General features: G+C 38.2%; 11 protein-coding genes and 2 pseudogenes. 5 read left to right on the forward strand and 8 right to left on the reverse strand.

Features of this window, described 5'->3' with window-relative positions; all coding sequences use genetic code 11:
* The 5 genes and pseudogenes from FNW02_RS07490 to FNW02_RS07510 form a co-directional block, all read left to right on the forward strand.
* Nucleotides 1–171: pseudogene (locus FNW02_RS07490) on the forward strand (IS630 family transposase); the annotation flags it as partial.
* Nucleotides 172–237: 66 nt separating this feature from the next.
* Nucleotides 238–1,221, forward strand: a pseudogene (locus FNW02_RS07495) (phosphotransferase family protein); the annotation flags it as partial.
* 26 nt (nucleotides 1,222–1,247) lie between these two features.
* Nucleotides 1,248–2,372, forward strand: coding sequence for a T3SS effector HopA1 family protein (locus tag FNW02_RS07500; protein WP_191757093.1), 1,125 nt, complete (start codon nucleotides 1,248–1,250; stop codon nucleotides 2,370–2,372).
* A complete protein-coding gene (locus tag FNW02_RS07505; protein ID WP_191756931.1) occupies nucleotides 2,369–3,385 on the forward strand; it encodes an aldo/keto reductase in 1,017 nt (338 codons plus the stop codon). Before FNW02_RS07500 ends, FNW02_RS07505 begins: the two co-directional genes overlap by 4 nt.
* A gap of 5 nt (nucleotides 3,386–3,390) precedes the next feature.
* Complete coding sequence (locus FNW02_RS07510) at nucleotides 3,391–4,155, forward strand: peptidylprolyl isomerase (RefSeq protein ID WP_191756932.1); 765 nt, start codon at nucleotides 3,391–3,393, stop codon at nucleotides 4,153–4,155.
* A gap of 285 nt (nucleotides 4,156–4,440) precedes the next feature.
* Here FNW02_RS07510 and FNW02_RS07515 read toward each other — a convergent pair whose 3' ends face one another.
* From FNW02_RS07515 to FNW02_RS07550, 8 genes are all read right to left on the reverse strand, one after another.
* Nucleotides 4,441–5,631, reverse strand: a complete 1,191-nt coding sequence (locus FNW02_RS07515; protein WP_191756933.1) for a sensor histidine kinase — start codon at nucleotides 5,629–5,631, stop codon at nucleotides 4,441–4,443.
* A gap of 40 nt (nucleotides 5,632–5,671) precedes the next feature.
* Entirely contained in the window at nucleotides 5,672–7,285 is a 1,614-nt protein-coding gene (locus FNW02_RS07520; RefSeq protein WP_191756934.1) for a cyclic peptide export ABC transporter, read from the reverse strand.
* Nucleotides 7,286–7,473: 188 nt separating this feature from the next.
* The gene (locus tag FNW02_RS07525; RefSeq protein ID WP_191756935.1) at nucleotides 7,474–8,178 is read right to left on the reverse strand and encodes a DevA family ABC transporter ATP-binding protein; all 705 of its coding nucleotides are present in this window, start codon (nucleotides 8,176–8,178) and stop codon (nucleotides 7,474–7,476) included.
* A 230-nt stretch (nucleotides 8,179–8,408) separates the two neighbouring features.
* Nucleotides 8,409–9,701, reverse strand: coding sequence for a glycosyltransferase (locus tag FNW02_RS07530; RefSeq protein ID WP_191756936.1), 1,293 nt, complete (start codon nucleotides 9,699–9,701; stop codon nucleotides 8,409–8,411).
* 49 nt (nucleotides 9,702–9,750) lie between these two features.
* Nucleotides 9,751–10,962: an ABC transporter permease DevC gene (devC, locus tag FNW02_RS07535; protein WP_348535373.1), complete on the reverse strand. Its 1,212-nt coding sequence runs from the start codon at nucleotides 10,960–10,962 to the stop codon at nucleotides 9,751–9,753.
* 195 nt (nucleotides 10,963–11,157) lie between these two features.
* The gene (locus FNW02_RS07540) at nucleotides 11,158–12,033 is read right to left on the reverse strand and encodes a sterol desaturase family protein (RefSeq protein WP_191756937.1); all 876 of its coding nucleotides are present in this window, start codon (nucleotides 12,031–12,033) and stop codon (nucleotides 11,158–11,160) included.
* Nucleotides 12,034–12,370: 337 nt separating this feature from the next.
* Nucleotides 12,371–13,552, reverse strand: coding sequence for an HlyD family efflux transporter periplasmic adaptor subunit (locus tag FNW02_RS07545; protein WP_191756938.1), 1,182 nt, complete (start codon nucleotides 13,550–13,552; stop codon nucleotides 12,371–12,373).
* A 283-nt stretch (nucleotides 13,553–13,835) separates the two neighbouring features.
* A complete protein-coding gene (locus FNW02_RS07550; RefSeq protein ID WP_191756939.1) occupies nucleotides 13,836–14,333 on the reverse strand; it encodes a DUF427 domain-containing protein in 498 nt (165 codons plus the stop codon).
* Nucleotides 14,334–14,349: the final 16 nt, after the last annotated feature.

The following is a 14,349-nucleotide window of genomic DNA, read 5'->3' on the forward strand; positions in this document are numbered from 1 at the left end:
CAAAATCCTGTTGAAGATATTTGGTTACACGCCAAACGATTCATCAGAGAGTTTTATTTTTTCTGTCATTCTTTTACTGTAGTCAAAGCGTTATTTGAAATCTCAATTCATTGTCAATTTTTTGACTACCCAAAGCTTCATGAGTATGGTGTTTTCTCAGAAATGACTTAGGATTGCTATAGTCGTAAACTCTTTGTTAAACAAGAACGTTACGATCGCCAAGGAAATGCAGCAGGTGAATTTCAGCATGAATGGCAGTTTTATGAGCTTTTGCAGCGCTTCCCAGAGTTAAAGCACATTCATCCCTGGGTTCCAGAAATACTCCACTTTGATGCCAATTACTCAGTCCTTGTTTGCAGTTACCTGGATAGCTATCGTGATTTGTCAGATTTCTATGCTAAGGAAAATGTCTTTCCAACTGAGCTTGCAGCTACTTTAGGAAGTGTGGTGGCTACAATTCATCGTGCAACGCTAGACCGTCAAGAATACAAAGATTTCCTAACTCAACATTCTCAAGATGAGTTTATCTATCGAGTTTCTGACTACACTCGAAGTTTAGATCGGGTTGAACCAGAAATTTTTGGTACAGTTCCGGTGGATGGCATCAAGTTTTTTGTTCTCTATCAACGCTATGAAAGCTTAAGGCAAGCAGTCGCAGAACTAGGTGCAAGTTCCGAACCATGTTGTTTGACGCATAATGATCTGAAGCTAAACAACATTCTTTTATATCGGGATTGGGAACAATCTCTCAGCCAGAATGCACCATCTAGTCCCAATCTTGTGCGTGTTTTAGATTGGGAGAGGTCTGCATGGGGAGACCCCGCTGCTGATTTAGGAGCAATTATTGCTAGCTACCTGCAACTTTGGTTAAACAGCTTAATTATCACTAAAAATTTGAGTATCGAAGAATCTGTGCAATTAGCAACGGTTCCGTTGGAAAAAGTGCAACCTTCTATTGCCGCTCTGACTCAAGCTTATTTGAATAACTTTCCAGAAATTTTAGAGCGTCGTCTTAATTTTTTGCAAAGAGCTATTCAGTTCGCTGGATTAACCTTAATTCAACAAGTTCAGGCGGGAATTCAGTATCAAAAAACCTTTGGAAACATGGGAATTGCTATGCTTCAAGTCGCTAAGTCTTTGTTATGTACTCCAAAACAATCAGCGCCAACGGTTTTTGGCAAAGCGATCGCTGAATTTCCCTCTGCTATTTTTCTGACCTAAGTTCTTTTCGTTTCAACCAGACCATGATCAAGCTGCTGGATTCTGCACATAGTCAAATACTGGATGATTTTACATCCCAACTGCAAAGTTCTCTGCAAGATATTGTCAACAAAGTTAAAATCGAATCCAACTTTTGTATTAGCCATCCAGATTACAAACCTTTAAAACTACCAGATCAAATGGTAGAGCGTCTGCATCAGTTACCTTCTGATATGCAACACAAGCATCTCACTCAACAACTGAGCAATTTTCTTTACGGCATTTATTACAACGCTTCTTTACGTTCTGTTCTTAGTTCAGATACCGATTCAACAAGTTATTTACTGCTTGACCAAGAGCCAGAAAATAAAACTTTTTTGGGAGTTGACCTAGAGTTTTACGAGCAATTGCACAATAACAATAGCGGTACTGGCTACTTTGATCCTGATTGGTTTGTGGTTAGGCAAGAAAGCGATGGACAACTTGCAGTACTCAAACAAGAGCTAACCCTACATATTGAACGCAGCAGACATCTGCAATTAGCTGAGCAATCTGCTGCTGTTGGTGAAAAAGTAGCTATTAAGATGCCTCAGAATTTTGTGCAAAACGGATTCTACATGGCAGTTGGGAATGCTGGGCCCGATGACCATCGAGATCCAGATGGACATTCTGGAACTGTACGCGTCTATTTTAATCTCACTACTGAAGGTGCAGTTGCAGTGATGGCTAATTTGACACGACGCATGAATGATTTGTTTATTCCCTTCACTTTCAAGGCATTGTATAACCCAGAAGACTACGGGAGATACGACTCAGCTGTTCTCTACTTTCAAAAAAGCAATTACTTAACTGTACTGCCAACTCTGGAAGCTATTTATATAGAGGAAAGAGCACATTTTAAAATAGAAGTTCCTCTATTCACCAAACAACTAGCACCAGGAATAGGACTGGCAGAGGAGCCAGACCAAAAATTCTCCACACAAGAAAGTTTTGGCACTAACCGCTGCCAAATTGTTGCTAATGGTTTATTGGACGCTTGGCTTTCTGGGGATGAATCCTCGGAAGGACGCATAAATAAAATCCTTCAACATTTTTCTCTCTTGGGGATAGACTGGCAGCGTGCTTACCTAAATGCCAGTTCTGAAGATATCTACACACCATTAGAAGTATGAAAATATTTGATCTTCCTGCGAAATCTTCGGTACTGTCGTCAGATGCATCAAATCATGTAGTTAACGAGTATTCAAACTCTGATTTACCGTTTTATCGCAAACTTGGACGAACCGATCTCACAGTCAGTTGTTTAGGTATTGGAGGTGGTGGTAGTATTTCCAGCGAGGATACTCTTCATGCCTTCGATCAAGGAATTAATTACTTTTTCTACTCCAGCGATTTACATCACTATATCTATAGTCCCATGTCTGATGCCCTACGACAGCTATGCGGTCGTAGTTCTTCAGTGCGAGAGAAAGTAGTTTTGGCAACTGTGACTTACCTTAAAGGTACAGAAGCAGCAACAGCAGCTTTGCTAGATCAGTTTACAGAACTGAAAATGGACTATATAGATGTGTTTTTCTGGGGTTGGATTGGCCATAATGATGGAGCAATTTTTGAAGATAGTATGCATACCTCTCGTGACTTGAGAGGTTCTAATAGCATTTATCATCGTCTGATTGAGAGAATGATTGGCACTTCAGAACGCATGAAGAAAATGGGTATCGTTCGCTACGTAGGTGCTTCTTTTCATGACCTGAATCTAGCTCAGCAGTGGGTAGATAGTCCTTTACTTGATGTGGTGATGGTCAGACACAATGTCGCTCACCGTCATGCTCAGGATTATGTCTTCAAGCATCTGGATGCTAACAACCCTCAACGACCAGGGGTTGTAACATTTAAGTCTGCTGGGATGTTGAATCCTCTTTGGGAAACTCCCGCAGGTTTACCAAAAGATTGTTGGCAACCTTCGGTTCCTGATTTATACCGCTACTCTTTGAGCCAAAACTGTGTGGATGTTGCCTTGATGGGCCCGGAAAAGCGAGAACACATAGATGCTGCGATCGCAGGTGTTAAGCAAGGCAAACTAAAGCCAAATGAAATTGATTATCTCAACTTATATGGTGATTTACATCGCGATCGCTTGTCAATCGAAGAAGTATCACCTCAACGACTCATTTACCAAGCATAATAAACATGAAAGACAATTCTGCAACAATCTCACTACCTAAAGTATCAACAGCAACAGATGAAAAAGTTATCCAGTATCTACGCTATTCATGCAAATTTGCAGAATTTGCTGATTTAGCTGAGCGAGATGCTCTAGTTTTAAGCGTTTGTGAACAGTTTGGTATTACTGTTTCTGAAGACGAGTTGCAAGCGGCAGGAGATATCTTTCGCCAAGAATACAAATTGCTAGATGCTGCTGAAACCTTTAATTGGTTTGACCAGCAGCAAATTGCTGTACAAGATTGGTCTCAAGGTATTCAAGTAGCACTGCTGACGAAAAAGCTCAAAGAGCATCTTTTTGCAGACGACGCCGATTTTTTCTATTTGCATAATCGCGATAGCTGTAAACGCGTTGCTCTTTCTCAAATTTTAGTACGTGATCTCACAACTGCTTTGAAGATAATCCAACAGATCAAAGAGGATAAAGCTTTTTTTTGTAGCTTAGCACTACAACATTCTCAAGGTAAGCAATCGAAAGAAAGTGGTGGCTTCGTTGGTGTTCGTTTTCTGGCAGAACTATTATCAGAGCTTGCACAAGCTATTGTTAATGGCAAAGAAGGTGAAGTAATTGGCCCAATTCAGACAAAACTAGGCTACCACATATTGAAGATTGAGAAGTGGTTTCCTAGTGAATTTAATGAAATTAAAGAGCAAATTTTGGAAATTATGTTTCAAGCATGGTTGAATGAGAAAAATGGCTCTAACTCTGAAACTCCGATAGAGAAAAACTGACTTGAAAATATACTCCGCGCTGCTGTATTCTACTAATTACTACAGTAGTAATTAGTAGAAAAAACACTAATTTAATACCTTGTTAGTGATTTTTTAATTCCTACGGAAAGAATTGATAATTGATATCTGTGTAATCATTTTTTTATTTAAAACTGTAGTGATAAATACTTAATTGTATTAACTTTTAATCAAATAAAGTATTAGTTTATTGAATAAGATTATCGATTTATTAACAGATTAAAAACATTATATTTTTCTCTGCTTAAAGTTATACAATATACAACGCTAAGCCTCGTGTAATGGAACCATTACTTGAATAGCAGTACCTTTATTGATCTGGGTATTAATTTTAAGCTCACCACCTAGTAGTTGCACCCGTTCTTGCATTCCCCGCAATCCAAACCCAGAACGAGGAAGCTCACTATCAAAGCCTCTACCATCATCAGTTAATTCTAGGATAATAGCCGAAACAGTAGAGTAACCCCGCAACGTTACACAACAAGCATGAGCGTGTTTTTGAATATTAGTAAGTCCTTCTTGCACAATGCAATAGAGTTGATGGCTAGTTTGAAGAGGTAATTTTGGCAGACTCACATCTACACGAATTGTAAAGCTTTGGTTTTGTTTCACTTGTTCTACTAAAGTACTCAAAGCTTCATTGAGATTAAAATCTTTTGAGCGCATTGTTTGTACTGCAATGCGTACATCTTGTAAGCATTGTTTTGCAAGAATTTTGGCAGTATCTAGAGCTTGTACTGCTTGTTCGGGTTTGCGCTGGCGTAATCTCTGTACTAATTCTAATTGCACATCGAGAGTAGTAAGCGTGTGTCCCAGAGTATCATGGACTTCTCGAGCAATGCGGGTACGCTCCAAAGTTGCTGCTAAGACTTCTACTTCTTGAGCAAGAGTAACTGCTTGCTGACGGCTTTTTTGTTCTGCAAGTACAACAAAGCTCATTAGAATTACAAACACACTAGCTGCTAAATAATAACCAACATCTTGAATTAGAGAGTCTATAATAATTTGCTTAGTGTCTTCCGCAGTTGGAGGATTAACAGAACTCAACCACTCGATTGCTCGCGGAAAAGTTGAAAACGATATGAGGCTCCAAGCTAATCCTGTAGCTATTACGGTGATAATTACATCTTTGCGTCCCAATAAAAAGCAACTTTTGGCAATAATGATATGAACTAATATTGTATCTAGATTAAAACCAATTAACCTGATGGATAGCAATAGTAAAATTTCTAAAAAAATATATGCCCTTCTCTGATTAATATTATGCTTAATTGGAAATATTAGGCTTAATAAAGCAAAAGCAAATATAAAGGGTAAAATTACTATTTTAGGTGTATTTGGTAAGTAGTAAATGGCGCTGCTTGTTAAACAAATAAAAGTGGTAACAAGCAAAAGTGTCCATTCAGCATATAGAATAGTACGGCGAATAGAAGGAAAAGTACTTTTGATTTCATTCATCGGTATTGAATTAGTAAATTTCTATTAGTATAATTAATTGCTACCTTGAAACTATCTTGCCATAATCTAACTTAATTAGTTTATCTGCTAAATAAAAATAGCGATCGTCATGAGTAATCGCCAGTATAGTTTTGCCTTGATGCTTGAGTTCTGGTAAAAGCTGTTTGTAAAATATCTCTCGAAAGTAAGGGTCTTGATCGGCAGCCCACTCATCAAATAAATAAATTGGGCGATCTTCTAAGTATGCTGTTAGAAGTGCCAGTCTCTTACGTTGCCCGTGAGAAAGATTTAGAGTTGATAGTGAACCTTCCTTAATCTCAACTTTATGTTCTAATTGAAGCTTTTGTAAATACTCAAAAGCTTCAGCGTTCAGATTATCGGAACTAATCCCAAAGAACCTTTCAAATAAATAAAAATCAGAAAATACAGTAGAAAATAGCTGGCGGTATTGCTCTCGGTTATTTTCTGTTATTGGTTTACCGTCTAGAAGAATTTCACCTGATTCTGGAACATATAAACCTGTAATTAACTTGGCAAGCGAGGATTTACCACTGCCATTGCCACCAATAATAAAAATCACATTTCCTGGACGGAATGTTAGATTAATCGGCCCTAATAAAAAATTTTTGGCTTCACCCTCTCGAAAATATGAATACTTTACGTCAACTAGTTCCAGACTGTGAAAAGCTGGTGGTAAATTAATGGATTCGTTTGAAATAACTTCAGAATTACTGGCTAGAGCTAATCCTAAATTTTGAATTTTATTGATTGCAACATTTCCCTGGATTATCTGTGGAAACATCTGTAAAATATTTGAAATTGGATCGTTTAAAAAGGTAATTACTAGAGCATATCCAGACAGTAATGTTGTGTTAATTCCTGCAAGTTTTGGAGCAACAAAAAGTAACATACCCAAGATACTAAAAAAGAACAGTTGGCCAAGATAAGAGGTAAATCCTAGAAGGGTAATACTAATGACGTTGTAACGCCGTCGAGATTCCGCTGTGACTTGAAATTCTTGTGTTACAAAGGCTTGACGACGATAGCTATTTAGTTTGAGTTCTTTAATACCATCTATGATTGTTTGAAAATGTCTGAACATGTAATCTTGCTGTTCGCGGGCAAGTTCCATCAATTTTTCAGACCTTGTTAGAAAAATCTGAATTACTACGACTGCTAGCAAAAGAAAGATAAATATACTAAGAAAGATTTGCCATGAAAGAATGCTTAGGTATGCTAAACAACCAATAATTAGCGCAAAATCAATAAATAGAAATGGTAGAACGATCGCAGAATCAGAAATTTTGTCCACATCATCTGTCAAGGTTGCTAGTAACCGATTAGCTCCCAGTTCTTCCAGGTAACGTAAGGGACAAGCTAAAATCCAATCTACTAAACGTTGTCTAAGCCTAACAATGGCTGATTGAGATAAACTCACCAGAAAATATTGAGAAAGTGTCCCTGTAATCATCATCACAATTAGCAATTGAATAAAATTCCAGAGAAGTCGATTATCAATTGGATGATTAGCATTAATAGTGTCGTTGATCAGGGCAATAAGTAAAACACTACAAGTACCACTAATAGTACCTAAAATAAGAGAAATTACTATTAGACGCCACGAAGTACGGACTAAAAACCAGATGAGATTCATATTGTTTACTTGATAAAATTAAGTGAACCATTTTATTTAAAAACTCTTTGTTGACTGTTGACTGTTGACTGTCAACGGTCTAACAAGGCGTCTTTCATCACCTACCGAGAAGGAATGGGTTTTCCCAACGCCTTTTTATAATGAGTTATAAATTCATTTTATTAATTTAGAGATAGTTATAAAATCAGTCAGATTTCCAATTGCTTAATGCGGCCATCTTCCATGTGAATAATCCGATCAGCAATATCTAAAATCCGATTATCGTGGGTTACAAGTAAAATAGCGCACTTTTGTTCCTTCGCTAGTTGCTGCATAATATCTGCCACATCTCGACCAGATTTACTATCAAGAGCAGCCGTTGGTTCATCAGCTAAAACTAACTTTGGCTGACTCACTAATGCACGAGCGATCGCAACTCTTTGCTTCTGTCCACCAGAAATGTTTTCTGGATAGTAATTCACACGCTCTCCTAAACCCACTGCTTCTAACATTGCCACAGAGTATTCTTTACGTTGACTTCCAGAAAGATTTTCGTGTAGCTTTAATGAAATAGAAACATTTTCCCAAACAGTTAGACACTTGAGCAAATTATGTGCCTGAAAAATAAAACCAATTTGACTCCGAACCTGTATAAGTTTCTTTTTACTAGCAGCCTTTAACTCCTGACCCAAAACTTGTAAACTACCTTCTTGCATTGAGCGTAATCCACCGATCAAAGTGAGTAAGGTTGTTTTACCACTACCAGAATGACCGGTCAAAATTACAATTTCTCCTGGATTAACATCAAAATTAATATCCATAAGTACAGGTTTCTGCAAGGCTCCATTGCCAAAACTATGATTGAGATTACGGCTAGAAATGACAGGATTAGATTTTAATAAAGTTGCATTCATTGTTTAAGAATCAGAAATTATTTAGCTTTTCAATTTTGGTGATGAATAAAGATTAAAAAACTAAAAACTACAATAGTTTAGTTAACTTTCAAGAAATACGTAGATATTGGATAGTTGCTTTTGATAAATCCCAGGTATGGGTTGAGGAATTCATCAGTTCCGTTAGCAATCAGGGAATGTTTTATCAAAAAGGTTTAAGGTCTATGACACTTATACAACAAGGATTTTAACTAACTTGTCATCTGCTCAACTGTTGAGCAATTTAGACTGAGGTGTTTTTCAATCGCATCACAGGCAGTTTGTACTCCTTTCTCCGACTGAATGCGGTTTTGCACTTCTAATGCCTTCACTTTGTATTGAGGTTGAGTCAGCAATTTGTTTAGCTCAGTTGTTACACGATCCGCATGGTACTGTTTTGGCTTGAGCATACGCCCCACACCCAAGCGAACAAGGCGTGCCGCAGTATCAGGTTGCTCATACTCGTATGGTACTAACAACATGGGAACTCCAGCCAATAATGCCTGTGCTGTCGTACCCATACCGCTTTGATGGACAATTAGCGCAGCACGAGGAAAAATTTCTGAATGTGGTGCATAATTGACCGTAATTACACCCTTTGGTAGTGTTAACGGCAAATTTTGCGTGTTATCACCAACCAGCAAAACAGCGCGATAGCCTAACTTTTGAGCAGCTATCACACTCTCAGTATAAAATTTTTCTGCATCCACAGCGTAAACTGCGGAAGAACCTAGCGTAAAAACAATGGGTGGAGAACCAGAATCTAGAAACTCTGTTAGTGTTTGAGAAAGCACTTGATTGGGGAGTTGGCGGTCAAAAGTGAAACCCGTGATTTGAGTATTAGCAGGATAATCGGAGCGCCGCTTTGCTATCACAGGCGAATACAATGCTAGTACTAGTTCTGGCGAAAATAGATCTGAGAAAAACGTATGTCGTTTGGTTCGTAGGAGTCCTAACTCTGCTCGTAACTGGGAAATATATTTGTGTACTAACAGCACAGACGCCACGAAAGATACCAAAAACGACACCAACTCAACAAAAGCATAATTCACCCAGGCGAATGGCGTTATTCCCAAGAAATCTTCGGCTACGTAAAATGGATCTACAACACAAGATATCCAGCGCATCCTGGTCTTTTGAGCAACGAGTGGTGCAACAACAACTGTGCAGTTGATAGATACCAACAAATCGGCTCCTTGGACTGCTTTAATTAAATCGTCATATGTTTGTCTTTGGCTTGAACAGAATAAGTCCATTAAGCCCTTATCATCAATAAAAGGATCTAAAAGTAGGCTTGTCCATTCTGCACCCATACTAGGCGGTATTTCAGGACGCAAAGCATGAAACTTAATGCCAATTTCTTCTATTTTAGAACGATAACCTTCGGTAGTTGCAATAACAACGCGATGTCCCCGGTTCTGTAGTTCAAGTGCAATCACCATTGCTGGATATAGATCACCAAGAGTGCCGAAAGCTGTTAACACAACACGTTTGTGACTTGTCATATTTTTGGATAGCTCTAAACTAGTAAAATAGAGTTATGAATAGGCGAATTCAAAAAACATCAGCTGGGTCAGCAGAACGAAGTTTTCCTGAAGCGATCGCCGCAGACATGACACACATAACAATGGTGAGAATGAAAACAGTTCCTACTATCTCAGTATTCATGATCAGTTCTAGTCGTGTCAGATTACCAAGAAAGTCGTACATCCAAAAAGAGACAGCAAATCCAGGAATAAATCCTAATAAGGCCAGAATAATTGCTTCAGAAAAAATTACTCCTAAAAGTGCGATATCAGAATAACCTATTGCTTTGAGCGTAGCGTACTCCGCTAAGTGATCGTTCACATCTGCGTAAAGAACTTGATAGACAATTACAACCCCTACAATAAACCCCATAATCGCACCAAAACTGAAAATTGGGCCAACAGCAGTAGTTTCTTGAAACTTTAATTCTTTTCTAATCAGTTCTTCATGGGTATATACTTTAATGCCAGGAATATTTGCCTCAATTGCTGCTTTAACTGCTTTTTTATCCGCGTTACTTTCTAAATTTACTACTCCAATACTGACTTGTTTGAGAGCGTTTTCTCCAAACAATTTGGTATATGTGGCTTCACTCATTATCAGATTACCTGAACCTAAGAAAAAAGAATTTCCCAAGTTAAATAGTCCCACAACCGAAATCCGATGATTATTGAGTACAGCAGTCACATTGCCTTTATTGGTAAAGAGTTGGGGAATAGGGCCAAAGTCAGGTTTAGCCATACGATCAAATAAAACACTATTAGGGATATTAAGGAGAGACTGTTGTCTAATAACATCTGGTATAGAAAATACCTGTTGCGAGGGGTTGAAGGCATAAACGCGGGCTTCAAAGGATTTTTTTTGCTGCGAATATCCCCAAGGTGTCGCCGTACTTGTATAAACCGGAGTAGTGTTAACAACGCCTTTGATTCCTGCTGCTTGATATAAACGAATGAGATCAAAACCATTAGAACCTATAAATTCTGTAGTTGAATTTAGTAAGAATAAATCTCCTTTCATACTTTTGGGTAAGGCGGTTGCTCCACCACTGAAAAGTGACAAGAAACCTAATTGCATGAAGATTAGTACGTTAGCAAAAGCAATTCCACCCATTGCTACAGTCAGGCGAACTTTTTGATGAGATAGTTGTGCTATGGCAAGAGGACGCTGATCTAAAAATTTATCAAAAAATGATTTAAATCCAAAAATTTTCATTGGGTAATAAGTAGAAGGTGACACATCCAAAAATTCTTAACAGAATGTAAAGAATAATCGTACATAAATGCTTTTAAAAATGTATTATTAGCAAACATGTAATTGTTTCATAGACACAGCTTTATAAATTTGTAGCTGCTCTTTTATGCTAGATGCAGCTACAAGTATTTAATAGTTGATAACCCTACAAATCAATTAGATGTTTGGAAAAAAAGACAGTTAATCATGCTCATGCATAAGTGCTTTTGGCTTCCACTCTGGAGGCCCAAATATACTCTGAAGCTTTTCCAGAAAACCTTGAGATTTTCTGAATATGGATAAAGTTCTGAAGTGTTCAATAAAGTTAATCTTGAGTGGATTATGGGTATTGACGTTTTCAGTAAGCCCGTAAACAACTTTTTCAGTTTCAGGCTCATATGTTCCGAATAACCTATCCCAAATTATGAGCATTCCACCGTAGTTTTTATCGATATACTTCTGGTTTGAACCATGATGAACTCGATGAAGAGAAGGGGTATTTAATATTCCATCTAGGAATCCTAGTTTCCCAACTTTTTGGTTATGTACCCAGATTTGGTACAATGCGACAATTTGACCGGCTAAAATGCATTGCAAAGGATTGAAGCCAAAATACACTGCGGGGATTAATAACGTCCACAAAGAAAAGTCATCAAACCATCCTTGTCTAACTGATGTTGAAAGATTGAAATCAGTGGAACTATGGTGTACATTGTGATTCATCCATAAAAATCGTACTCGGTGTTCGGTTCGATGCAGCCAGTAGTACGATAAATCCACAATCAATAATGCTAGAATCCATGTCCACCAATTGACTTCAAGTTTGAAGAGACTGATATTTGAAAAGAATAAAACTCCAATTCCAGCAACAATTTTTCCAGCGGTACTACCAATGATCTGGTTCCCTACACTAACACCAAAGTTAGCTAAAGTTTCTTTGTAATCTCGCTTTTTCTTAGCAAAAAAGTCGATAAAAACCTCGACAATCATAATTCCTAACATAATTGACAAGAACAACTCTAGCTGATTGATAATTACGTTAGAATCAGTAAATTGATGCTCAATGTACTCGTTCATAGCTTCATTTCTCCTCTCGAATTATGCTTGATTGACAAAAACAATTACTTTTGAGCGATCGCTTAGAAATCCATTTCATCCCTAAGAGTTAAACTCTACTAAAATAGGTCAAATTTTCATCAAATCAGTTTTAGCTGATTATTGTTCCTCGTTAGAAACTTTAATAAATGGTTTGGAGAGAAATTACTTCAATCTACTGACTTACTATAAAAGAAATATTTGTCATAACAAAACCAATCTAAAAAGGATAATATTCTAGAGATAAATCAAATGATAATATTGTGCAAAATACTTGATGAAAGCCAAGAATTTGTCTAAAATTGTTAATAGCTAGTAGCTACTTGTTAGCACTTAATTGATTTTGCTGTAAGTTAAGTTTCACTCTTACTTGCATGTTTGTTAGTCCAGCGACTTTGGGACTATCCTGTTTATCAATCCGAACTTTGACTGCAACAATACGTGCATTTTGATCGGTGGTTGGACTGTTGGCAGCAGCAGCATCTTGGAGTGATTTTCTACCAATTTGTAAACCAATATGTTCGACAGCGCCACGAATTTCATTTGGGAAGCCGCCATACTCACTGGTAATAGTTGCCCGTTGTCCAGGACGAACTTTACCTATATCAGTCTCAGAAATTTCGGCAATTGCAAACATGTGGTTAGTCCGAGCTAATTCTACAATTCCTTGAGCAGTGTTAACTTGCTCGCCAATGCGAGTATTAATTCTCAGAATTTGTCCTGCTATAGGTGCTCTTACCTTAGTATTTTCTAAATCTGCTTTTCTCTGCTCAACTGCAATCCTAGCTTTCTCAAATTGCAACTGAGCAATCTTGATGTCTACTGGACGTACCTCTAGCAGTTCTGCCAGCCTTTCCTTTTCCTGGATAATTTCTGCTGAGAGGGTTTGCGTGGTTTGCTCTAAGTCTGCTTTTCTCTCATCTAGAGTCGCTTGAGCAGTTGCTAGCTCACGCTGTGCTACATCTTTATCTGCACGAGAGATTGCTCCTTGGGCCGCTAAAGTTTGCCGACGCTCAAAAGTTAGTTGAGCCTCATATAAAGCTGCTTCTGCACTAGAAATCGCAGCTTTTCCTTGCTTGACTTCTGTCCCAACTTGTGATTCTAAACGTGCGATCGCCGCTTCTTGCACCCTCAGCTGTGCTTTCTTAGCCTCTCCTTGCTGCACTTTTGTAAGTTCTGCTTTTCTGAGTTGCATCTCTGCAAGAGCATCTCTTAAAGCGGCTTCACTACTGTCGATACCTTGCAAAATTGCAATGATCTGATTTGCTTTTACAAAGTCACCTTCCTTAACTAAAATTCGGTTAATGCGGCTGTCTTCAGCATTGGCTACTGAAAGTTTAATTACTTCACCTTCAGGTTCAATTCGTCCCAACGCCACAACAGATGCAACTGGAGCAACTTTTATAGAAGTGTCTGGGGTAGAATTCTGCTGTATGGCATCACAAGCAGTACACACACCAACTATGCTTAAAATAATCGTTAATCTCTGCAATTTTCCCATTATTAATCAAGCATTAAACTTAAGTAAGTAATTTTGCAAGATATCTCATACAGAATCAGCGCTAGCTGCAAAATTTATGTGTTTTTACTTGCAAATTAACTATGATTTAATACTAATTTAAAAAATATATTATTCTTACTGCCTAAAGTCATCTAAATTAATGACTAAAGTCATATAGGTTGTGTGATGTTATCCCAGTTTATCTGCATAGATCACAGTAGGGTGGGCATTGTAATGCCCACCCTACAAACAAGTAAGAAAACTAGTAAAAACTTAATCAGCCTTACCATCCCCAAGAGCCAGGGCCACCTTTGAATGGCCCAACGATATCGCTAGTTACCCAACCGCCGTAAAAGTTACCTGGTTGCGGTTGTACTTTTTCGTCGTTGACATAACAAGCATCCATAAGATGAACGTAAAAAGCTACGTAGTCTTTAATGGATGCAAAGGCTGGTGTGGGGTTAGGGTAGAACCAAGCAGCATTTTGAACTGCTTTATCATTTACATTAATTGTATAGTAACCTGCTCGTCCTTTCCACTCGCAAAAGCTAGATTGCGGCGTTAAAACCAGATATTCAATTTTGATATCCGCAGGAGGGATGTAGTACGAGGGTGGATGACTAGTTTCTAAAACACGCTTGGCGCTGTGGGTATCTACAATTGTTACGCCATTAAAAATAATCTGGATATGTTTGTTTGTGTCCTCCAGACGAGGGGGACGAGGGTAATCCCAAACTGATTCTTGTCCGGGAGCGGGTTCGATGCGTTGAGGGTAGACCATTTTGAACTTTGGATTA

The organism is Komarekiella delphini-convector SJRDD-AB1 (assembly GCF_014831675.1).
In the GTDB taxonomy this organism is placed as follows: Bacteria; Cyanobacteriota; Cyanobacteriia; order Cyanobacteriales; family Nostocaceae; genus Komarekiella.